18 protein-coding genes are annotated in these 20945 nt (G+C 65.9%); 8 read left to right on the top strand and 10 right to left on the bottom strand.

What is annotated here, in order from left to right; translation table 11 throughout:
- Window positions 1-150 precede the first annotated feature (150 nt).
- The 3 genes from AC066Y_RS30805 (at window position 151) to AC066Y_RS30795 (ending at window position 3112) form a co-directional block, all read left to right on the top strand.
- Complete coding sequence (locus tag AC066Y_RS30805; protein WP_478277145.1) at window positions 151-1209, top strand: hypothetical protein; 1059 nt, start codon at window positions 151-153, stop codon at window positions 1207-1209.
- 90 nt (window positions 1210-1299) lie between these two features.
- Window positions 1300-2847, top strand: a complete 1548-nt coding sequence (locus tag AC066Y_RS30800) for a hypothetical protein (RefSeq protein ID WP_478277144.1) — start codon at window positions 1300-1302, stop codon at window positions 2845-2847.
- Window positions 2848-2947: 100 nt separating this feature from the next.
- Complete coding sequence (locus AC066Y_RS30795) at window positions 2948-3112, top strand: hypothetical protein (protein ID WP_171947719.1); 165 nt, start codon at window positions 2948-2950, stop codon at window positions 3110-3112.
- Window positions 3113-3245: 133 nt separating this feature from the next.
- Here the strand turns inward: AC066Y_RS30795 and AC066Y_RS30790 are convergent, their stop codons facing one another.
- On the bottom strand, window positions 3246-4451 hold the full coding sequence (locus AC066Y_RS30790; RefSeq protein WP_478277143.1) for a CaiB/BaiF CoA transferase family protein: 1206 nt from the start codon (window positions 4449-4451) through the stop codon (window positions 3246-3248).
- A 214-nt stretch (window positions 4452-4665) separates the two neighbouring features.
- Complete coding sequence (gene putA, locus AC066Y_RS30785; protein WP_478277142.1) at window positions 4666-7677, bottom strand: bifunctional proline dehydrogenase/L-glutamate gamma-semialdehyde dehydrogenase PutA; 3012 nt, start codon at window positions 7675-7677, stop codon at window positions 4666-4668.
- A gap of 146 nt (window positions 7678-7823) precedes the next feature.
- On the opposite strand from putA, the gene AC066Y_RS30780 reads away from it, so the two are divergent.
- Both AC066Y_RS30780 and AC066Y_RS30775 read left to right on the top strand, forming a co-directional pair.
- Window positions 7824-8288, top strand: a complete 465-nt coding sequence (locus AC066Y_RS30780) for an Lrp/AsnC ligand binding domain-containing protein (protein WP_478277189.1) — start codon at window positions 7824-7826, stop codon at window positions 8286-8288.
- Between the two features lie 113 nt (window positions 8289-8401).
- Complete coding sequence (locus tag AC066Y_RS30775) at window positions 8402-9052, top strand: hypothetical protein (protein ID WP_092116523.1); 651 nt, start codon at window positions 8402-8404, stop codon at window positions 9050-9052.
- Window positions 9053-9372: 320 nt separating this feature from the next.
- On the opposite strand, the gene AC066Y_RS30770 is transcribed toward AC066Y_RS30775, so the two are convergent.
- The 5 genes from AC066Y_RS30770 to AC066Y_RS30750 form a co-directional block, all read right to left on the bottom strand.
- Window positions 9373-9573, bottom strand: coding sequence for a cold-shock protein (locus tag AC066Y_RS30770; protein WP_021079749.1), 201 nt, complete (start codon window positions 9571-9573; stop codon window positions 9373-9375).
- A gap of 287 nt (window positions 9574-9860) precedes the next feature.
- Window positions 9861-10172, bottom strand: a complete 312-nt coding sequence (gene sorB, locus AC066Y_RS30765) for a SorB family sulfite dehydrogenase c-type cytochrome subunit (RefSeq protein ID WP_478277141.1) — start codon at window positions 10170-10172, stop codon at window positions 9861-9863.
- A gap of 11 nt (window positions 10173-10183) precedes the next feature.
- Complete coding sequence (sorA, locus tag AC066Y_RS30760) at window positions 10184-11383, bottom strand: SorA family sulfite dehydrogenase catalytic subunit (protein WP_478277140.1); 1200 nt, start codon at window positions 11381-11383, stop codon at window positions 10184-10186.
- Window positions 11384-11602: 219 nt separating this feature from the next.
- On the bottom strand, window positions 11603-11830 hold the full coding sequence (locus AC066Y_RS30755; protein WP_050404118.1) for a hypothetical protein: 228 nt from the start codon (window positions 11828-11830) through the stop codon (window positions 11603-11605).
- Between the two features lie 162 nt (window positions 11831-11992).
- The gene (locus AC066Y_RS30750) at window positions 11993-13729 is read right to left on the bottom strand and encodes an adenylate/guanylate cyclase domain-containing protein (protein ID WP_478277139.1); all 1737 of its coding nucleotides are present in this window, start codon (window positions 13727-13729) and stop codon (window positions 11993-11995) included.
- Window positions 13730-13955: 226 nt separating this feature from the next.
- On the opposite strand from AC066Y_RS30750, the gene AC066Y_RS30745 reads away from it, so the two are divergent.
- Window positions 13956-15473 (top strand): glycosyltransferase family 39 protein, encoded by a 1518-nt coding sequence (locus AC066Y_RS30745; protein ID WP_478277188.1) that lies wholly within the window; start codon window positions 13956-13958, stop codon window positions 15471-15473.
- A 115-nt stretch (window positions 15474-15588) separates the two neighbouring features.
- Here the strand turns inward: AC066Y_RS30745 and AC066Y_RS30740 are convergent, their stop codons facing one another.
- Entirely contained in the window at window positions 15589-16620 is a 1032-nt protein-coding gene (locus tag AC066Y_RS30740; protein ID WP_478277138.1) for a YcjF family protein, read from the bottom strand.
- Window positions 16617-18080 (bottom strand): YcjX family GTP-binding protein, encoded by a 1464-nt coding sequence (locus AC066Y_RS30735; protein ID WP_478277137.1) that lies wholly within the window; start codon window positions 18078-18080, stop codon window positions 16617-16619. Before AC066Y_RS30735 ends, AC066Y_RS30740 begins: the two co-directional genes overlap by 4 nt.
- 181 nt (window positions 18081-18261) lie before the next feature.
- Here AC066Y_RS30735 and trhA point away from each other — a divergent pair, with 181 nt between their 5' ends.
- Entirely contained in the window at window positions 18262-18954 is a 693-nt protein-coding gene (trhA, locus tag AC066Y_RS30730) for a PAQR family membrane homeostasis protein TrhA (RefSeq protein WP_478277136.1), read from the top strand.
- A gap of 247 nt (window positions 18955-19201) precedes the next feature.
- Window positions 19202-19996, top strand: a complete 795-nt coding sequence (locus tag AC066Y_RS30725) for an SDR family oxidoreductase (RefSeq protein ID WP_478277135.1) — start codon at window positions 19202-19204, stop codon at window positions 19994-19996.
- A gap of 252 nt (window positions 19997-20248) precedes the next feature.
- On the opposite strand, the gene AC066Y_RS30720 is transcribed toward AC066Y_RS30725, so the two are convergent.
- Window positions 20249-20869: a TetR family transcriptional regulator gene (locus AC066Y_RS30720; protein WP_478277134.1), complete on the bottom strand. Its 621-nt coding sequence runs from the start codon at window positions 20867-20869 to the stop codon at window positions 20249-20251.
- Between the last annotated feature and the right edge of the window lie 76 nt (window positions 20870-20945).

Raw genomic sequence — 20945 nt, 5'->3', positions numbered from 1 at the left:
CGCGCGCAAACGGAGCTGACGCAGATTGCCGCATGGCAACATCGCCTAAATCCGGCCCGGAAAACTCCCTAAAATTTAGGTAATGGCGGAGCGGGGTAACCATTTCGCAAGCAATAAAAGTTACCGAATTGTCAACCCAGTCTGGAGACTTTGAACGTGAGTGAGCAGCAGAGCGAGCCGGTCAACGGTCAAGCCGGCGCCGAGACGGCGGCGAAGAGCGAGCCCGTGATGGCCGCGGCCGGTGTCGAGGCTGTCAGGCTTGCGCCCGAGCAGGAAGAGACGTCGCCAAAGGCCGACGCGCCCAGGATGGACGCGGCGAAGGTTGAATCCCCGAAGATTGAGCCGTCCCGGCTCGATCCCATGATTGAGGCCAAGATCGACGCGAAGATCGAGCCCACCAACATGGACGTGCCCAAGGTCGAGACCGGCAAGCGTGAAGAGCCGCGTTTCCCGGGCAAGCTGATGATCATGGCGCCCGGTGACCGGACCTGGGACCACGAGGCATCCGCCTCCAAGCCGGGCGCCGAGCAGGCCGCCAAACCGGCCGGCACGCGCCGGTTCGGTGCCATGGCCGCCGTAATTGCGCTGGCGACCGTGGCAGGAGCCATCGGTGGCGCGCTCGCGACCGCCGGGCTTGGCCATCTCGCCGCCCCCGCCGCTGCCTCCGTCAGAGATGTGGCTGCCCAGGATGCTGCAAAGGACGCCGCCGCCAAGGAAGTCGCGGATGCCTCCTTCGCCCGGATCGAATCCGAAATCGCCGCGCTCAAGGCCAATGTGGAGCAGACCGCCAAGGCCGGCCAGGCCCAGTTCAGCAAGGCCAGTGACCGGATCGAGAAGGTCGAGAAGGCCCAGGCCGAGCCGATTGCCAAGCTCAACAAGCTCAGCGAGACCGTCGACAAGCTCCGCGCCCCGCCGACGACCGTCGCCGCTGCGATGCCGGCCCGCGAGGTGACCGGTTCGGTCCCGCCGGCGACTGCCGCGGCAGCACCTGCGGCCCCCCCGAGGCCCGAGGTCGGCCGCCTGCCGGTGGTCGACGGCTGGGCGCTGCGCGACGTCGGCAATGGCGGCGCACTGATCGAGGGCCGCGGCGGCATCTACGAGGTTTATGCCGGCGATCCCGTCCCGGGTCTCGGCCGCGTCGACGCCATCCGGAAGCAGGACGGCCGTTGGGTGGTCATCACCAGCAAGGGCCTGATCGTCTCCCGCTGATCGACCAAACGCGACGATACCAAGGCGCTTCACCGCGATGTGAAGCGCCTTTTTTCTTGAATAGGGTTTGCCGTGCGGTGTTAGTGGGGCATGAGCCGCGCGCTGAAATGCCTCCTGGTGATGTCCATTCTGCTCGGTGGCGCCGTGCATGCACGCGCCGCGGAGGATCGCGCGCTCGAGCGCGGCACGGCGGTGATCGATCCCGCGATCCTGCGCGAACTCGATCATGGCCGCCTCAGTCTCGGCCGAATGCTCTCGCCGGAACGCTCCACCGACACGCCGCTGTCGAACCGCGATCTGTTCGGATTGCCTGCGATGGTGCCGGTGCGCGAGGCGCTCGATCGCGAGTTCGATCGTTATGTCGGAAAACACAGAGCAAGCCTGCCGAACGAGAGCATCGGGGTCGGCGACGGCTTTGCGTTTCAACTGTTCGACCGCACGCTGTTTGAATCCCCTGACGTTCGCTTCGTGCTGGCCGGCATCGTCAACCGCATGGATCGCGCCTATGTGGCGCCGAAAGATTGCGGCGAGATCCGGCTGATCTACCGGCTGACCCGCACCGACGTGCCGCTGATCGGCGAGAACGCGGTGTCGCAGCGGCTGCCGATGACGCTGAACCTGGTGCTGAAGGCGAAGGGTGACGGCAACGATGCGTCGCTGACCTGCCGCGAGATCGCGCGGCGCTGGCTCGCGACCGGCAGCGCACCGCCCGCGATGGAGAAATTGTTCGGCAAGGACGGCCCGCTCGACCTGATCGATGCACAGAATATCGATCGGATCGAGACCAATCTGCAGATCGCCCACGCGCCGAAATCGGCGGTGCGCGACTTTCGCACCGACTATCTCCTGAAAGTGTTCGACTATGACGGCGCGGCGAAACGCTTTGCCGAGGCGCCGCTGGAGAACCAGATCGATCGCGATCGCATTCTGGCCGACGAGGCGCTGAAGCGTGACTTCAAGACATGGCTGCTCGATCCCAGGCATTTTGCCGAGTTCGATCGCGGCACTTTGCTGATCCCCGATCGCTTCCTCGCAACCGGTGCGGTCGCGCCGACGCCGATCGGTTTTGATATCAGCGACTTGGAGCCGGAGTTCGGGCTGGTGCAGGGCGAGGGTGCGGCAGGCAATGCGCTGTTCTCGGAAGGTGACGTCGTCGGCGCGTTGCAGAAGGCCGCGGCGGGCGGAACAAAACTGCAAAACATCCAGTCGCTGGCCGGCTTCGAGCGGCGCCTGAACGACGTTACCTGCGCCGGCTGCCACCAGACCCGCGGCATCGGCGGCTTCCATTTCCCGGGCGTCGACTGGATGGCGGCAAGACCGTCGAACTCCACCGTGGTGCCGGCCTCGCCGCAGTTCTTCGGTGACCAGCCTCGGCGCCGCGACATACTCGCAAGCTTCCGCGACGGCAAGGCGCCGGATTTTTCGCGCGGCTTCTCCAACCGGCCGCAACTGCGCGCCAGCGCCGAGCTTGCCGGCACCGAATACAGCGATGGCTGGGGTGCGCATTGCTATCTGCCGGGCGCCAGGCCGGCCGAGACCGACCGCAGCTTTCGCGGCTGGACCTGCGCCGAAGGCCTCGCCTGCCAGGTCGCGGGGAAGATCTCGCGGATGGGGATGTGCTTCGTGAAGGGGCGATAATTCCAGCCGGAACCGAAGCGGCTGCGCGTCATTATTTGATGCTACATTGCGGTTCGCGACCACGACCCGAACAGCCCAGCCCTTGAGCGGAGACCGGCGGATGAGTGCTCCCGAGCAGGACAAGCAGCGCAACCGCGAGATCGCGGCCAACGAGGCCGAGCGTCAGGCGGTGAGCGCCGTCCGCGTCAGCAGCTGGGCGATCGGGCTCGCGGTCATCGTCGCCGTCATCGCCGTGGCCCTGGTCTGGGCCTGGATGAAAAGATAGTCACTCACACGTAATGCTTCAGCCGCGGCCGCGATCCGGGTGAGGGGTACAGGTTTCACCTGCATCTGTGCTCCCGGGGGAAGCCTGTCTCCCCGCAAGAGCGCGGCGAGGGAGGAGCAGCATCAGTTCGACCTCAGGCCACCGCGCCGGAGGCGCGCAGCTTCTGGATCGTGGCCTCATCGTAGCCGGCCTGGCGCAGGATCTCGTCGGAGTGCTCGCCGACCTCGGGCGGCTTGCGCGGCTGCACCTTCTTGGCGCCGTCGATGAAGATCGGGCTGTTGACGGTCAGCATGGTGTCGTTCTCGAAGCGCACCAGCACCTCGTTCTCGATCATCTGCTTGTCGTTCGGGATGTCGTCGAGGATGCCGACGACGCCGAACACCAGGCCGTTGCCGTCGAGGATATTGCGCCATTCGGCGAGATCCTTGCCGGCGAACACCTCGTCGAAGATATTGATCAGCTCGACCGAGCGCGCGTGGCGGTCCGCCTTGGTGGCAAAGCGGGCGTCGGCGAGGAGGTCCTCGCGGCCCATGCAGCGCGCCAGCGTTGGCCACTGCCGGTCTTCGTTGAGCAGCGACAGGATCAGCCAGCGGCCGTCCTTGCACTTGTAGTGGTTGGTGACCGCGTTCAGCGCCTCTTCGCGCGGCTTGCGCTTCTTGAACTTGGCGCCGACGAGCTTGGCCTGCGCCAGCACGCCGTTGGCCCAGACCCCGTTGGCCATCAAATTGGTCGAGACATGCGAGCCCTTGCCGGTCTTCTCGCGCTGGAACAGCGCGGTGACGATCGCGCCATAGAACGCCATCGCACAGGGGTGATCGCCCATGCCGGCGACCGAGCGGGCCGGCGTGGTGTCCTCGTCGGCGCGCACCAGATCCATCAGGCCGGAGCGGGCCCAATAGGCGTTGGAGTCGAAGCCGGGCTTGTTGGCTTCCTCGCCCTTCTCGCCATAGCCGGTGAAGGAGGCATAGATCAGCCGGTCGTTGAGATGCGCAAGATGATCGTAGGTGATGCCGAGCTTCTGGCGCACCTGCGGCGGCATGTTGGTGATGAACACGTCGGCCTCGGCGACCAGCTTGTAGAGCACCTGCTGCGCGTCTGGTTTGGTGAGGTCGAGCGCGAGGCTCTTCTTGTTGCGGGCCTCGAGCATCCACGCGAAATTGTGCTCGCTTGCGGGATAGCCGGGCAAATTGGGCAGATTGCGGTAGGGATCGCCGGCGCCCGGCGGCTCGATCTTGATGACGTCGGCGCCGAAGTCGGACAGCACGGTGGCGGCCGCGGGCGCTGCGATGAAGCTCGCGCAGTCCAGGACCTTGAGCCCGTCAAAAATGCCTTTTTCCATCGTGCCGTCGCTCCCATGGCGCTTGTTGGTGTTTTTCCGGTAGCTGGAATTATCGTGTGCGATGATCCCGATCGGACCGCCATTTGACCCATCTCAGGGGCACGATGCAACGGCTTGTTGGGACGTCATTGCGAGCGGAGCGAAGCAATCGATACCTCAACTCGGGGATAGATGGATTGCTTCATAGCTTCGCTCCTCGCAATGACGGCGACTGCTACTCCACCCCCGCCATCAGCGCGGCATTGCCGCCCGCGGCGGCGGTGTTGATCGTCACCGTCTGCTCGGTCGCGAAGCGTGTGAGGTAGTGCGGGCCGCCGGCCTTGGGGCCGGTGCCGGAGAGGCCGTTGCCGCCGAACGGCTGCACGCCGACGACCGCGCCGATCATGTTGCGGTTGACGTAGATGTTGCCGACCTGGAGACGGTCGATCACGTGCTCGATCGTATCGTCGATGCGGGAATGGATGCCGAGCGTCAGCCCAAATCCAGTTGCCTCGATCGCGGCCAGCACGTCGCCGAGCCGTTCGGCGCGGTAACGCACGACATGCAGGATCGGGCCGAACACCTCCTCACGCAGCTGGCTCGCCGTCGCCAGTTCGAAGATGTGTGGCGCGACGAAATTGCCTGCCGGGGCCTCGCCGGCGAGATGCACCCGCGCCTCCTGCTTCATCCGCGCGATATGCGCATCGAGCCGCTGCTTGGCCTCCGCATCGATCACGGGTCCGATATGCGTCGACGGTGCGGAGGGATCGCCGATCTTCAGTTCGCGCGCGGCGCCGGCGATCATCTCGATCATCCGGTCGGCAACGTCGTCCTGCACGAACAGCAGCCGGAGCGCGGAGCAGCGCTGGCCGGCGGAACGGAACGCCGAGGTGACGACATCGTCGGCGACCTGCTCGGGCAGTGCGGTTGCATCGACGATCATCGCATTGATGCCGCCGGTCTCCGCGATCAACGGCACGATCGGCCCGTCCTTGGCCGCCAGCGTCCGGTTGATCGCGCGCGCCACCTCGGTCGAGCCGGTGAAGACCACGCCGGCGATGCCGGGATGACTGACCAGCGCGGCACCGGCCGTGCCATCGCCCTGCACCAGATGCAGGGCCGATGCCGGCACGCCCGCTTCGTGCAGCAGCGCGACGGCCTCGGCCGCGATCCGCGGGGTCTGCTCGGCCGGCTTTGCGATCACCGCATTGCCGGCCATCAGCGCCGCCGTCACCTGGCCGAGGAAGATCGCGAGCGGGAAATTCCATGGCGAGATCGCGACGAATGCACCGCGGCCGCGCAGCTCCAGCATGTTGCTCTCGCCGGTCGGCCCGGGCATCGCCTCGCCTTGCCCGAACAACCTCCGGCCGAGCGCCGCGTAGTAGCGGCAGAAGTCGATCGCCTCGCGCACCTCCGAGAGTGCGTCGTCGAGCGTCTTGCCGCCTTCGCTCTGCAGCAAGGCGAGGAAGTGCGCGCGGCGCTGCTCGAGCAGGTCCGCGGCCTTGTCGAGGATCGTCGCACGCTGGGTGGCCGGCGTGCCATCCCACGCCTTGAAGCCGCCGCGGGCGGCGGCGACCGCGGCATTCGCCTGTTCGACCGTCGACGTCGCGACCATGCCGGACGCGACCTTGGGTTCGATGGCAATCGAAGACGTCAGCGCGTCGAGCGCCTTTCGTTCGCCGAATTCGATGCCGTGCGAATTCTCGCGCTGCGGCCGATAGAGATCGGCGGGCAACGGAATTCCGGAATGCGCAGCGTTGGTGTCGGCACCGATGATCTCGGCCGGGCGGCGCAGCAGGCCCACGATGGATACGCGATTGTCCGCCGCCAGCGCCACGAAGGACGAGTTGGCGCCGTTCTCGAGCAGCCGGCGCACCAGATAGGCGAGCAGGTCGCGGTGGCTGCCGACCGGGGCATAGGTGCGGTGGGCGATCTCCGGCCTGTCGTCGCCAAGCTGGGCGTAGAGCGCTTCGCCCATGCCGTGCAGCCGCTGGAATTCGAAGCTCGCGGGATCATCGGACAGTTCGAGGATGGTCGCGACCGTCAGCGCGTTGTGGGTGGCGAATTGCGGAAACAGCCGCGGCCGCAGCGCGAGCAGCTTTCGCGCGCAGGCGACATAGTTCAGATCGGTCATCGCCTTGCGGGTGAACACCGGATAGCCGTCGAGCCCGCGCTCCTGCGCACGCTTGATTTCGGTGTCCCAATAGGCGCCCTTGACCAGGCGCACCATCATCCTGCGGTCGAGCGCCCGCGTGAGTGCATCGATATAATCGATCACCTCAGCGGCGCGCTTCTGATAGGCCTGGATCGCAAGCCCAAAACCGCTCCAGCCGGCGAACGACGGGTCGGCGAACGCGGCGGCAATGACGTCGAGCGACAGCTCCAGCCGGTCGGCTTCCTCGGCATCGACGGTGAAGTTGAGGTCGAACGCCTTGGCGCGGCGCGCCAGATCGATGAGTTGCGGCACCAACTCGGTCATCACCCGGGCGTGGCTGACCGCCTCGAAGCGCGGATGCAGCGCGGAGAGTTTCACCGAGATGCCGGGCCGGTCGGGCAGGGGCTGATCGCCGGCCGCCTTGCCGATCGCATCGATCGCGCGGGCGTAGGACTCGAAATAGCGGCGGGCGTCGTCGGCGGTGCGCGCGCCCTCGCCAAGCATGTCGAAGGAATAGCGCGAGCCGCGCGCCGTATGTGATTGCGCCCGCGCCAGCGCCGCCTCGATGGTCTCGCCGAGCACGAAATGGCTGCCCATCAGCCGCATCGCCTGCCGCGTCGCGGCGCGCACCGCCGGCGCGCCGAGCCGCTTGGTCAGCCGGCCTATCGTTCCTTGCGGTGTTTCACCGGGCTGGATCACGCGGGCCGACATGCCGAGCGCCCAGGCCGAGGCGTTGACCATGAACGCGCTCGATCTGGTCTCGTGGTTGACGAAGTCGCCCTGGCCGAGCTTGTCCTCGATGAACTGGTCGGCGGTGCGCGCGTCGGGCACCCGCAGCAGCGCCTCCGCCAGCACCATCAGCGCCAGGCCCTCCTTGGTCGATAGCGCGAACTCGCGCAGCATGTCCTCGACCCCGCCGAGCGGGTCGTCGTTGGCCCTGATCGCCTCGATCAGGCGCCGCGCGGTGCGGTCGACCCCGGCCTCCTGGTCCGCGCCAAGCCTGGCATCCCGGCGCAGGCGGCCGGCGATCGCGGTGTCATCGGGGGCGTAGGACGCGCTGAACGGGGGCGGGAGCGGGGACGGGGCTGGCATGATGTTTCCTTGGCGGTCCTTGTCGGTTCCTTGGCGATTCCTTGGGGTTGCACCGGAACACCTACGCGCGGTCGCGCCGTAGTTCGATAGACAAATTAGCAGATTTGCCTTAGAAAATCCGGACTATTCCAGATATTGCCGTGGATATGACAGAGATAGACAAGACAGACCGCAAAATCCTCTCGATCCTGCAAGGGGATGGCCGGATTGCCAATGTGGAACTGGCCGAGAGGATCGGCCTGTCGCCGACCTCGGTCGGCGAGCGGTTGAAGCGGTTGCAGCGTGACGGCTTCGTCGAGGGCTATGGCGCGCGGCTCAATCCGCACCGGCTCGGGCTCGGCCTCCTGGTGTTCGTCGAGGTGCTGCTCGACAAGACGACGCCCGATGTGTTCGAGCGCTTCGCCAAGGCAGTCCAGATCGCGCCGGAAGTGCTGGAGTGTCACATGGTGGCCGGCGGCTTCGACTACCTGGTCAAGGCGCGCGTCGCCAACATGAGCGCCTATCGCAGGTTTCTCGGCGAGACCCTGCTGGCGCTGCCGGGCGTGCGCGAGACGCGAACCTACGCCGTGATGGAGGAAGTCAAGCGCGACGCGCCGCTGCCGGTCGGCTGATAGGCTCCGGATCTGATCCACAGCCATGCGCAGGATGTACCCAGGATGTACCCAGGATGTCTTGGCATCGCGACGCACCCGCGATAATTCTGCCCTCATTTGGGGGCCGCGACATGGACGATGCCAATCAGCCGATAGGTGCGAAGCGAGCCGGGGTTGCCGGCGCGTTATGCGCAGCCGTCTTGTCGCTGTTCGCGATGACGCCGTCTCGCGCGGCCGAGTTCAGCTCAGGCATCATGCAACTCTATACATCGGTTTCGATCTATCCGCCGTCGGCCTCGGCGATGACGGTGTGCTACGGCTTCGTCTGCCGGCGCCGCGAGATGCTCGACTTCAGCGGAGCCGACCGGGCGGCCCTGACCAGGATCATGGCCACGGGCCGCGCCAACGCCGCCGCCGAACGCGCGGCCGTGCAGAAGGCCGTGATCTGGTTCGACCGCCGGATGGGGCCGATCCTCGGCACCGACAAGCGCGTGGCGAAAGCGGACTTCCGCGCCAACGACGACAAGCACAATTACGATTGCTGGGACACGACGCGCAACACGACCAGCCTGATGCTGGTGATGCAATCGTGGAACCTGTTCAAGTTCCATGACGTCGGGGATCCCCACTACCGCGGGTTTTCGTTGGGACAAACGCCGCACAACACCGCTGTTCTGCTCGAACGCGCCACCAAGGTGGAATGGGCCGTCGATCTCTGGCCCCGCGGCTATCTGCAACCGCCTGACGTCATGACCGTCGCCAAATGGGTGACGGAAGATTGAAAGGCTGAACGTTCCTGCCGCGCGCGTTCCGTTCACGGCGCAGCATTTTCCGTCACGACCCGGGCATGATGGAGAGAGACATATCCCCCGATTGTCGGTGAGGCTGATGTGCGGCGGGCCACGGCAATTGGGCGGTGCCGGATGTAACGGTCAAATGGCCAATAGCGGCACGCGATCGGTGGCGGCCGAAAAAAGTTCAGCGCCGTGGCGCGCGGGCGCCGTGCCCGCTCCGCCGAACGTCACGTCGTGTGATGTTGGATCGGCCCTCACTCCCGGATCGATCTTGTCCGAGAGTGCGCCGCTGGATCTCGCGCGGTGCGCTAGACCTTGAGGTTCTCGGCTGACGTCTTGCCGCGATTGGCAATCTCTTCGTATTCAACAGACTGGCCTTCGTTGAGGCTCTGAAGACCGGCCTTCTGAACTGCTGAAATATGAACGAAAATGTCCTTGCCGCCTGTAGCGGGCTGGATGAATCCATAACCCTTGGTCGGGTTGAACCACTTCACTGTACCTTTGGGCATTCCAGTCGTCTCCGCGGAATCAATCAAAAACAGACCAGTCGGTCCCCGCACAAACCGGCTTGTCCGTACCGCACAGGATAGCAGTTTGAAAAAAGCTGGGTAGATCAAACCACGGTGTGTTTTTGCCCGGAAACAACCTGCTTTGCAGGGTTTTGGTGGCGGATTGCCTGTTTCGTGGTCAATTGTTGCGCTGCAAAAAAGATCGGTTCCACTGAACCGAAATTGGATCAATGGCCCCCCGCGCGCGGGCTTTCTGCCATTGCGCGGGGGGATGGATCGGCCGCGTCTCAATAGGTCGCGGAAAGATACTCGACGATCTTGCCGACGTCGGCCTGGTCGATCGGCGCGCCGTAGACCTTGATCATCTTGGTCACCTCGGCCTGCCAGAAGTCCTTCTTGAACTTCTCGCCCTGCGGCTGGGTCTTGATGTAGTCGGCCGAGTGGCAGGCGGTGCAGTTGTTCTGCACCACGTCGAGGTTGGGACCGGGCTTGAAGGTCGCAGTCTCCTCGGGAAGCGTGTAATTGACTGGCGCGGCCATCGTAGCGCCGATCGACAGCATGGCGATCGCGGCGAGGGAGGGAAGCAGCTTGCTGGTCATGATGCTTCTCCTCACGCCGCGGTGACGCGCACGGTTTCGACGACGTTGCGCAGATAGCCGGCGGGATTCCACAACGGATCCATCGGCTGGGTGTCGCCGGCATTGTTGGTGGCGCGCACCTTCAGATCCGAGGCGCCGGCCGGGAGCGCTACCTTCAGCTTCCATTCGCGGAAGGCGTATTTGCCGAGGTCCTTGCCGAGCTTGGCCGGTGTCCAGCTCTTGCCGCCGTCGATCGAGACCGCGACCTCCTTGATGCCCTTGCCGCCGTCGAAGGCGATGCCGCGCAGCATGGTGCGGCCGGCCTTCAGCTTCTCGCCGTCGGCAACGCTGGTGATGAATGAACGCACCGTGAAGCGGTTGATCGGGATCGTCGCCTTTGGTGTGGTGCCGGGCTCGACCGCGTTGTTCGGCGTATCCGGGATCCGGTAGGCGGATTTCATCCAGAAGCCATCGAACACACTGTCGATCACGGTGATCTCGTTGAGGTGCTTCACCCAATAGGTGCCGTAATAGCCGGGCACCACGAGGCGGAGCGGGAAGCCGTTGAGGAACGGCAGGTCCTCGCCGTTCATGCCCCAGGCCAGCATCACCTCGCCGTCGCGCGCATGGTCGATGTCAAGCGCCTTCACGAAGTCAGGCGTGGTGTCCATCACCGGACCGTCCATGCCATTGAAGGTGACCTGCTTGGCGCCGGCCTGCACACCGGCCATGTCGAGCACGGTCTTCAGCGGCACGCCGTGCCAGCGTGCACAGCCCATCGCGCCGTTGCCGAGCTGGCCGCCGGCGACGCGCGGGTTGAAGAAGCCGCGGCTGTTGCCGGAGCACTGGTTGACAGCGACGAGCTCGACAGCCTTCAGCTTCCGGATCTCCTTCAGCGACAGCCTCACGGGCTTGTCGACCTTGCCCTTGATCTCCAGCGTGAACTTGTCCGGATCCAGATCGTAGGGGATGCCGGCGAGGTGGTAGCGGACGAAGAACGCATTGTTCGGCGTGAGCGGTCCGTCGTTGAAGACCGCAAACGGTGTTTCCAGCTGCGGCGGCCGGGCGGTCAGGCCGATCATCGGGCGCTTCTGCGGGTAGCGCACCAGCGGCCGTTCGCCGTTGCCGAAGGGCAGCGTCACGGTGTCGAGGGCGAATGCGCCCCTTGATCCCAGCCCCGTCACCAAAGCGGCCAGGCCGGCGCGCTTCATCAAGTCTCGTCGATCGAGCATTCCGCTTCCTCCGAAGCTGTTCTGTCGTGAACTGGTCATCACCAGGCTCACCTTGGCTTGCGCGCCCTCGCATCATGGAATGCGCGCGGCGATCAATGTCGCATCGGGCAACTGCAAGTCAATTGAGCTTTCGCAGCGTCCACCGCCGCTGCGTCGCAACAACGAAAAGCCCCGGTCGCATGCGGCGACCGGGGCATTTCCATCAAGAAGAAGGTTCGATCAGTAGCAGACGTTCACGGTGCGATAGCGATAGCCGTAGGGCGTCAGCACCAGGCGGGTGACGTAGCAGCCGGAATCGACGAAGCCGACGGAGATGCCCGGGCCGCCCCAGAAGTGATGGTGATACGGATGCCAGAAGAACGGTTTGGCCGAAGCCGAGGTCGGCGCCAGCGCGGCGGCAGCAAGCGTTGCGGCAGTCGCGAGAGCAAGCGTGACTTTGCGAAGCATGGTCGTCTCCTTCAGATGCGCGTTGAACTCTGTCGCGGCGCGGTTGCAGTGTTACCCATCGCCAGTCAGTCGCATCCGGCACCGGGCGCGTTCGAGCATCTCCGCTCAACGCAGCTTCGGATGTGCGGCCGGTCACATTCGGTGAAGGGGGAGATGAACCGGTCAGGCCGCGACGGCGTGCCGGTCATCGACCAGCGTGGACAGGACGCGCGTTGTCTCGACGGTGCGCACAGTCATCGGCTCGTTGCGGCCGCGGATCGCGACCTCCTGCGCCGGCAGGGCATCGTCGGCGAGCCCTGCGGTGACGCGCACCTCGTCGGAGATGACCGCCTCGCAGGCCAGCGCTTTCGTCATGTCCTGCAGCCGTGCCGCGACGTTGACGGCATCGCCGAGCGCGGTGAACACCATGTGGTCGCGATAGCCGATGTCGCCGACGATCACCTCGCCGCCATGGATGCCGATGCCGAAGCGGATCGGCTCGCGCAAATCGTGGCTGAGAAACTGGTTCAGCTCGTCGATATTGGCTGCGATCAGCGCCGCCGCGCGCAGCGCCTGGCGGCAGGCCACCTGCCGGTCGGCGGTGAGCCCGAACAGCGCCAGCATGCCGTCGCCGATGAACTGGTTGGGCCGGCCGCCGGCTTCCAGCACCGCCTGCGACACCGCGCCGAGGAAGCGGTTGACGATGAACACGGTGTCGAACGGCAGCCGCTTCTCGGCAAGTTGCGTCGAGCCGCGCATGTCGACGAACATGCTGACGAGATAACGCTCCTGGCCGACCCGCGTCGGATTGGAGGCGTGCGCATTCGCCGACATCGTGTGCGGCAGGAACAGCTGGAAGAAGGCCAGGTCGCTGGTCGGCCGCAGCTGACAGGCCAGCCGGATCGACGGATCGTCGGTGCCGACCCGGTGCAGCACGAAGGCTTCGCGCGGCGAAGGCTCGGGGAGGGCGGCGTGATCGCCGATGATGCGGATGCGGCAGGTCGAGCAGCGCGCACGGCCGCCGCAGACGCTCGCATGCGGCACGTTGTAGCGCAGGCTCGCTTCCAGCACGCTCAATCCCTTCGGCACCCGCAGCGTGCGGCCGTTGCCATAGGACAGCGCGATCATGCCGCCGCGGCGTTCCAGCAGGGCACGCGCGCCCCGCGCCAGCAGCACGAGGCCGAGCAGGGCGAGATAGCCGGATGTCAGGCCACCCGTGATCTTCTCGAGCGTGGCAGCCTGGGCCGCCGTGCCGAGCTTCTGCACCGACAGCTCCTCGCGGCGCCAGTCGGGATCCTGATAGTCCTCCATCGTGGCGCGGCCGCCCTGATAGATGCCGAGCATTGCCAGGGTCGGGATCAGCACAGCCGTGGCCAGCAGGAACGGCGCAGCGCGCGGGAAGAACGCGCGCAGCCGCAGCCAGAAATACAGCCCGATGCAGCCATGCACCCAGGCGATCAGCAGCACCGCAAACATCAGCCACAGCCGGACCGGCGAGGCGATGAAGAAGGTGTAGAGCTCCTGCGGGTAGAGCTTTTCGTGCCCGTACAGGGTCTGGCCGAGCCGCACGCCGACGATGTGGATGATGATGAAGACCGGGATGCTCAGGCCGAGCACCAGCTGCAGCGGCTCGATCGCCTTCCAGTGGAACTCGCGGCGCTGATACAGCGCCCAGATGCCAAGGCCGGTATGCACCAGGCAGGCGCCGTAGAACACGATCGCGACCGGCAGGAACTGCCAGAATTCGGTGTGGTAGTGCACCCCGATCGCCATCGCCTCCGTCGAGATATTGCCGAGCGCGTGGTTGAGGAAATGGCTGATCAGGTAGGCGAACATGATCGCCCCCGTGACCAGGCGAACCTGCCGCTGGCCGACGCCGCGGGCCATTTCCTGCAAATGTTCGCGCGCGGGGGAGGCCATGTGATTCATATCGGCAATTCTAGTGCTTAATTCCCGCGCTGAACACCACCGCGGGTCCGGACGGGCCGCGGTAGCGGGCACGGCAGCACGTTGACACTCCGTTAAGAGTCGAACAAAAAGCGCCGTGACGATAGCCCGAGCCCAATCCGGAGCCGATAACATCAGCGTTAAGCCGGCCCGCTCGCGCGCGCCGGATTGGCGCGGCGTCATCGCCGTGATCGTCGCCATGACCGCGATGCGGCTGGTCTATGCCCATGCGCTCGATCTGCGCACCGACGAGGCCTATTACTGGACCTGGTCGAAGGAAAACGTGCTGTCCTTCCTCGACCATCCCCCGATGGTCGCCTGGTTCATCCGTTTTGGCACAGCTGTTCTCGGCGACACCAATCTTGGCGTCCGCATCAGTGGCATCGTGGCGATGCTGGCCACCCAGCTGCTGCTCGCGGACATCGTCCGCCGCGTGACATCCAACAATGTCCGCGCCGTGATGCTCGCGCTGCTGCTGCCGGAGGCGGCGCTCTATTACGGATTGTTAATGGCCAAGGTCGCGCCGGACACGGCGCTGATCCCGTTTTCGGTGGCGATGCTGTGGTCGCTGGTGCGGCTCGCGCAGAGCAATGACGGGCGCTGGTGGCTCGCCGCAGGGCTGTTTGCCGGGCTGTCGCTGCTGTCGAAATTCACCGCGATCATGTTCGCGCCGGCGGTGCTCGCCTTTGCGCTGGTGCCGGACTGGCGCTGGCGCTGGCTGCGCAGCCCGTACCCCTACCTTGCCGCGCTGATCGCGATCGTCGTGTTCTCGCCGGTGCTGATCTGGAATGCCGAGCATGACTGGGCCTCGTTCCGCTTCCAGGCGGTGCGCGCCACCGTCGAGCGCGATCTGACGTTCCGTACGCTCGGCGAGTTCATCGGCATGCAGTTCGGCCTCGTCGGCTTCGTGCTGCTGCCGGTGACGCTGTTCGGGACAGTGCTGACGGCATGGCGCGGCTATGCCAGGCGCGAGCCGGTCGCGATCCTGCTTGCAACCGCGGTGCTGGTGCCGTTCGTCTATTTCCTCTGGAAGTCGCTGACCTTGCGGGTCGGCGACACCTGGCCGATGTTCCTTTGGCCGGCGGGATTTGCGGCGGTCGCCATCAACGTCACGCGGATGCCGTTCGAGGGCTGGTCGGTCGGGCTCATCAAATCGACCGTGTCCTGGGCGCGGACTGCGATCACATCGGGCATCGTCTTCGTCGTCTGCGTCTTCCTCTATTACATGTTCGCGCCGTGGAATCTGATCGGCCGCACCGATCCGATCGGCACCGAGGCAGGCTATGATGTGGTCGCCGCGCATACCATGGCGCAGGTGCAGGCCACCGGCGCAACCTGGGTCGCGACCACGGATTACCGCACCTATGCGATGCTGCGCTGGATGCTGCGCGGTCGGGTGCCAGTGATTGAGGTCAATGAGCGCGGCCGCTTCCAGGGCTTTGCCGATCCCGGCATGAGTCAGATCCGCGATCACGTCGGCATCTATGTCGGGCGCGAGCCCGAGAACAATCTCGCGCTATGGAGCGAAACATCAGCGGTGCGCCAGCCGCTGGAGCGCGTGACGCGCAGCTGGCGCGGCATGGTGATGGACACCTATGCGCTGGAGAAGATCAGCGGCTGGACACCAGATCTGTCGCCGCCGCCGGACACCACGTTCTTCCGCTGGCGCGTGCTGGCCTTCTCCTTCTCCCCGCCTGCGGGGAGAAGGTCGGGATGAGGGGGAGTCTCCGCAGGGACGGTGAAAGACGGACTCGTGGAGATTCCCCCTCACCCTGATCGCATCTGGCGATGCGATCAGGCCTCTCCCCGCAAGCGGGGCGAGGCGAAGACTGCTATTCCTCTTCCTCGCGCTTGCGGATCAGGTCCTTCGCCAGATCGGTCAGCGCCGGGCGCGGCAGCGCGTTGAAGGGGAGCGGGCGGGTGACGTCGATCGCGGCGAGGCCGAGGCGGGCGGTCAACAGGCCGTTGAGCATGCCTTCGCCGAGGCGTTGTGACAGTTTTGCCGCGATGCCGTGGCCGAGCATCTGCTGGATAAGGCTGTCGCTCGCGGCCATGCCGCCGGTGATCGCCAGATGCGCGATGACGTGGCGCAGCAGGCGGATCATGCCGAGCGCGCCGGGCCGGCCGCCATAGAGCCGCGCCAGCTGCCGGATCATCCGCAAGCTCGCCACGAACACGAACAGCACGTCGATCATCGCGCGCGGGCTGACCGCGGTGACGACCGAGACGCGCTGCGCGGCCGTCGACACCAGCCGCCGCGCCTCCTCGTCGAGCGGCGTCATCAGTTCGCGCTCGGCGAGGCGGATCATGTCGGCGCCGTCGATGATGTCGTCGGTGTGGCTCTGCAGAGCGCTGCGGGCGCGGGCGAGCTGCGGGGTGTGGTGCGCGAGCTTGAGCAGGTCGGCAACAACAGCCCGGCTCGCGGTGCGGTCGTCGCTGATCAAGACCTCGGCCGCCCGCAGATGCAGCTTCTCGATGGTCGCCAGCCGCGCCAGGCCGACCAGTTCGCGCGTGGTGACCACCGCGAGCGCCACCGTGGCGATGACGGCGAGCCCGAGCCCGAGGACGCCGAGGCCTTCGTTGCGCGCGAACAGATCCTCGACCAGGTTGATCACGCCAAGCCCGGTGCCGAGCACCACAAGGCCCGCGACCGCGCTCCAGAACAGCGTGCCCCAGCGGAAGCCGCGGCGCACGGGCAGCAGCGGCGTATCGACCGGCACCGGGAGCTGCGCGGGCTCGGCCTCGGGCACGATCTGGATGGTGCCGCGGCTGAGGCGGCCGCTGTCGTCCGGATCCGTCACGACCACGCCGGGATCGTCGAGCTTGAACGTCGCCGGCCGCCGCGGGGGCGTCTTCTCGTTCATTGCAGTTTGTCTCCGATCAGGAACTGGAGAGCGCGGTCAAGGCGGATGTGAGGCAGCGCCGGCTCCGCATCGCCGCCTCGTTCCAGCTTTGGCGGCCGGAAGCGCAGGAAACGATAATCGGCGGCCTCGGCGCCGGCGCTGGAGAGGCCGCGGAATCCGCCGTTGAACAGCTCCTCCGGATTGTCGGGCAGGTCGCCCGGAAAGGTCGCGACTTCAGTCTCGCCGTCCAGTGTCCCGCCATTGGCGACCTCGCCCTGCGCCGGCGTGCCGAGGATCGATGGCAGCCGGTCGCGGCCGCGCTGCACTTGAGCTTCGCGCGTGGCGCGCACCGCGGCGAGCGCCACCACGTCTATGGCTGCGCCGGCATATTCGGCGCGCTCGGCGGCCTTGGCCACGATCCGCCGCAGCACGGCTTCCAGCCGGTCGTGGCTCTGGTGATGCAGATGGTCGGCCTTGGTCGCCGCGAACAGGATGCGGTCGATGCGCGGCCGGAACAGCGCGCTGAGGATCGTGCCGCGGCCGATCCGGAAGCAGTCGAGGATGCCGGCGAGCGCCGCCTCGAGATCGTGCAGCGCCTCGGGGCCGGCATTGAATGCGGCCAGCGCATCGGCCAGCACGATCTGGCGATCGAGCCGCGCGAAGTGGTCGCGGAAGAACGGCCGCACCACGACGTCCTTGTAGGCCTCGTAGCGCCGCCGCATCATTGCCCACAGCGAGCCGTCGGGCGCGCTGCCATCCACGGGCACGTCGAGCGGCGCAAAGGTCAGCGCCGGCGTATCGGCGAGGTTGCCCGGCATCAGGAAGCGGCCGGGCGGCAGCAAGCTCATCGCGAAACGCTCGTCGCGGCAGGCGCGCAGATAATCGGTGAACAGTCTTGCTTCGGTGCGTGCGGCCTGCTCGTCCTCCTTGGCCTCGGGCTTCAGCGTTGCGAGATGCGCGTGCCATGGCGTCGCCAGTTTTGCGCGCAACGGCTCGCGCGACAGCGTAAGGCTCTCGGCCGACCATTGCTCGTAGCTCTTGTTGAGCAGCGGCAGGTCGAGCAGCCACTCGCCGGGATAGTCGACGATGTCGAGGGTCAGCGTGCGGTCCGCGCCATTTTGCCGCTGATACTCGATCACGAGGCGGAGCTCGGAGATGTCGGTGGTCGAACTCGGCCAGGTCCGCTCCTCGATCAGGGTGCGGACATGGTTCTCGTAGGCGAAGCGCGGCACCGCATCGTCGGGCTGCGGGGCGAGATAGGCGCGCGCGATCCGCCCCGAGGTATAGGCCTCGAACACCGGGAAGCGGCCGCCACGGGTCAGGCCATGCACCAGCGCGGTGATGAACACGGTCTTGCCGGCCCGCGACAGGCCGGTGACGCCGAGCCGCACCGTCGGCTTGAACAGGCCCTCGCTGTAGTCGAGCAGCGCCCGCGCCGACAGACGCGCTTCCTCGACGATATCAGAGAAGCGGGGGGGCATGGAGGGTTGACGAAAAGACCAGGCAGGAGGAGCCAAAAAAGGCGGGCGATCACCCGCAAGTTGGCGATTATCGGGCCAAAATCAAGCTTCACATTTCCGGCGCCTTTGCGGGCGAGGGATTGCAGGGGGATTGAACGCGTCACGCCACCCCATGGTCAAATCGGCACACCGGAAAGCCTGCATGACGGTCTTTCGCCTGAAGCAATTCTCGACCTCGATCCACGCGGCCGGCGCCGCGTTGTGGAACTATGACCGCGCCGAGCTGATCGCCGACGGCGTCGTCCATCTCGTCGGCGTCTGTTTCGGGCTGGTTGCCGCCACCGCGCTGATCGTGCTGACCGCGGTCTATGCCGGCCCGTTCGATATTGCCGTGGTCTCGGTCTATGTCGCGGGCCTGCTCGCGATGCTGACGCTGTCGGCGATCTATAATCTCTGGCCGGTGTCGCGCGCCAAATGGGTGCTGCGGCGCTTCGATCACTCCGCGATCTACCTGTTGATCGCCGCGACCTACACGCCGTTCATCGTGGAACTGAAGGACAGCATTTTCGCGATCGCGCTGCTGGTCGGCGTGTGGTGTGTCGCGATCGTCGGCATCTGGCTGAAGCTCGCCTATCCCGGCCGCTTCGACCGGCTCGCGGTCGGGCTTTATCTTGCGATGGGCTGGAGCGGCATCATGCTCTACGACGCCGTCGTGAAGGCATTGCCGGCGAAGGCACTCGGCTTCGTGCTGGCGGGCGGCATTCTCTACAGCTTCGGGGTGATCTTCCACTCATGGCGGCGGCTGCGCTTCCAGAACGCGATCTGGCACGGCTTCGTGCTGCTCGGGGCCGCCTGCCACTATACGGCGGTGTTCGACGTCGTGCTGGCGAGCTGAAGTTCTCGCCATCCGCGGCGGATGGGCTATCATAAGCCCGTAGGCCCGTCCTGCTCTCTCCCGTCACCCCCGCGCAACGGCTTTGCCGTCGTCGCTGGAGGAGCGCGGCACGCGCGTCTCGAAGGGTCGACGCCACCAGCCGGGCCGTGCATCCTTCGAGACGCGCTCCGCGCTCCTCAGGATGACGGGATAGATAGATGGGTGAGCAACGTGACAGCGCTCAAGCAAAGAAATCGGGAGGATAGCCATGCAGGTGGCAGGTAAGGTTGTGGTGGTCACCGGCGGTGGCAATGGCATCGGCAAGGCGTTGTGCGAGGCGTTCCACGCCGCGGGTGCGTCCAAGGTCGTGGTGGTCGACCTCGACCATGCGGCGGCCGAGCAGGTCGCGGCCTCGGTCGGCGGCGCCGCGTTCAAATGCGATGTCGGGCAGGAGAAGAACATCCTGCACGTGATCGACGAGACCGAGCGCATGTTCGGCCCGATCGCGCTGTTCTGCTCCAACGCCGGGATCGGGGGCGGCTTCGATCCGCTGTCGAAAAATGCCGGCGGCACCTCGGACGAGCCGTGGTCGCGAAGCTGGGCGATCCATGTGATGGCGCATGTCTATGCCGCGCGGCATCTGGTGCCGCGCATGAAGGCGCGCGGCGGCGGTTATTTCCTCAACACGATCTCCGCGGCGGGCCTGCTGTCGCAGGTCGGCAGCCCGGCCTATTCGACCACCAAGCACGCCGCGGTCGGCTTTGCCGAAAACCTCGCGATCTCGCACCGTGCCGACAACATCAAGGTCTCGATCCTCTGCCCGCAGGGCGTCGACACCAACATGCTGCGTTCGATCCCGAAGGGCCCGCAATCCGGCGACGGCGATCTGACGGCGGAGCAGGTCGCGCAGGATGCGCTCAAGGGCATCGAGCAGGAGACCTTCCTGATCCTGCCGCACCCGCAGGTGCTCGGCTACATGCGCAAGAAGACCGAGAACTACGACCGCTGGATCGGCGGCATGGCCAAGATCCAGGCCAAGATGCGGGAGAGCTACGGGAAGTGACTCGCGAGAAAGACTGACCGCGCACGTCGCTGCGGTGTGAGGTGAGCGCGCTGGTCAGGCTCCCTCCCCCCTTGCGGGGCAGGTTTGGGGAGAGGGGTAAGCCCCGGGCGCGATGATTGATCAGAGTCTCGCTATCGCAGTTTCGCCCGTGTCGTTTAAGCACATTGAAAGAGCGTGCCGTGCGGTACCCCTCTCCCTAGCCCTCCCCGCAAGGGGGAGGGAACCCTTCCCCGGGTGCCATCCTCACGGGCCTCACCCCTTGCCGAGCTGCGCGATCTTGTCGCGCAGATAGGCGTCCATCAAATCGGGAGCGGAGGCACCGAACATCCTGATGCGGCCGGTGTGCAGCAACAGCAGCAGGCCGGTCGCGTGCGCGAAGCAATCCACCATCACGGTGTTCGCCTTCTGCCTGGACGCGCCGAGCGCCTCGGCGGCCTCCGCGATCGGATGCAGCGCGGCCTCCAGCGCGGCGTTCAGCTCATGATCGCGGTCGTGGCCGAGCCCGGCTGGCTTCATGCCGCCGCGGAACAGGTAAAAGCCGAGATCGAGGTCGCGCGGATGGTCCGCATAATAGCGGAAGAAGCCCATGCCGGCGGCGTGCAGCCTCTGTTTGGCTCCCCGGGTCGTCGCGACCGAAGCGCTGACGGCTTCGCCGAGCGAGGCCAGCGATTGCCGCAGCACCTCGGCATAGATCGCCTCCTTGGAATCGAAGTGGAAATAAAGCGCCGCCGGGGTGTAGCCGGCCCGCGTCGCGATCGCCCGCAGGCTCGCGCCCTCGAGGCCTTCTTCCGCGAACACGCTGCGCGCAGCATCCAGGATCAGCTCCCGCTTGTGGCGGCTGACCGCTTCCTTCCTGCTCTCGCGCATCTGCATCGGCGAATCCGTTCTTGACTCAATTCTAACAGCGTCAGATAATTTAACGATGTTAGAATAAATGAGCAAGGGAGAA

Source organism: Bradyrhizobium sp. USDA3010, from assembly GCF_056429065.1.
This window is presented reverse-complemented; position numbering and strand designations above follow the sequence as displayed.

Excerpts from the sequence above, each read along its gene's own strand:
- AC066Y_RS30800 (WP_478277144.1), top strand. The coding sequence starts at position 1,300 with ATGAGCCGCGCGCTGAAATGCCTCCTGGTGATGTCCATTCTGCTCGGT.
- AC066Y_RS30795 (WP_171947719.1), top strand. The coding sequence starts at position 2,948 with ATGAGTGCTCCCGAGCAGGACAAGCAGCGCAACCGCGAGATCGCGGCC.
- AC066Y_RS30790 (WP_478277143.1), bottom strand. The coding sequence starts at position 4,451 with ATGGAAAAAGGCATTTTTGACGGGCTCAAGGTCCTGGACTGCGCGAGC.
- putA (WP_478277142.1), bottom strand. The coding sequence starts at position 7,677 with ATGCCAGCCCCGTCCCCGCTCCCGCCCCCGTTCAGCGCGTCCTACGCC.
- AC066Y_RS30780 (WP_478277189.1), top strand. The coding sequence starts at position 7,824 with ATGACAGAGATAGACAAGACAGACCGCAAAATCCTCTCGATCCTGCAA.
- AC066Y_RS30775 (WP_092116523.1), top strand. The coding sequence starts at position 8,402 with ATGGACGATGCCAATCAGCCGATAGGTGCGAAGCGAGCCGGGGTTGCC.
- AC066Y_RS30770 (WP_021079749.1), bottom strand. The coding sequence starts at position 9,573 with ATGCCCAAAGGTACAGTGAAGTGGTTCAACCCGACCAAGGGTTATGGA.
- sorB (WP_478277141.1), bottom strand. The coding sequence starts at position 10,172 with ATGACCAGCAAGCTGCTTCCCTCCCTCGCCGCGATCGCCATGCTGTCG.
- sorA (WP_478277140.1), bottom strand. The coding sequence starts at position 11,383 with ATGCTCGATCGACGAGACTTGATGAAGCGCGCCGGCCTGGCCGCTTTG.
- AC066Y_RS30755 (WP_050404118.1), bottom strand. The coding sequence starts at position 11,830 with ATGCTTCGCAAAGTCACGCTTGCTCTCGCGACTGCCGCAACGCTTGCT.
- AC066Y_RS30750 (WP_478277139.1), bottom strand. The coding sequence starts at position 13,729 with ATGGCCTCCCCCGCGCGCGAACATTTGCAGGAAATGGCCCGCGGCGTC.
- AC066Y_RS30745 (WP_478277188.1), top strand. The coding sequence starts at position 13,956 with ATGACCGCGATGCGGCTGGTCTATGCCCATGCGCTCGATCTGCGCACC.
- AC066Y_RS30740 (WP_478277138.1), bottom strand. The coding sequence starts at position 16,620 with ATGAACGAGAAGACGCCCCCGCGGCGGCCGGCGACGTTCAAGCTCGAC.
- AC066Y_RS30735 (WP_478277137.1), bottom strand. The coding sequence starts at position 18,080 with ATGCCCCCCCGCTTCTCTGATATCGTCGAGGAAGCGCGTCTGTCGGCG.
- trhA (WP_478277136.1), top strand. The coding sequence starts at position 18,262 with ATGACGGTCTTTCGCCTGAAGCAATTCTCGACCTCGATCCACGCGGCC.
- AC066Y_RS30725 (WP_478277135.1), top strand. The coding sequence starts at position 19,202 with ATGCAGGTGGCAGGTAAGGTTGTGGTGGTCACCGGCGGTGGCAATGGC.
- AC066Y_RS30720 (WP_478277134.1), bottom strand. The coding sequence starts at position 20,869 with ATGCAGATGCGCGAGAGCAGGAAGGAAGCGGTCAGCCGCCACAAGCGG.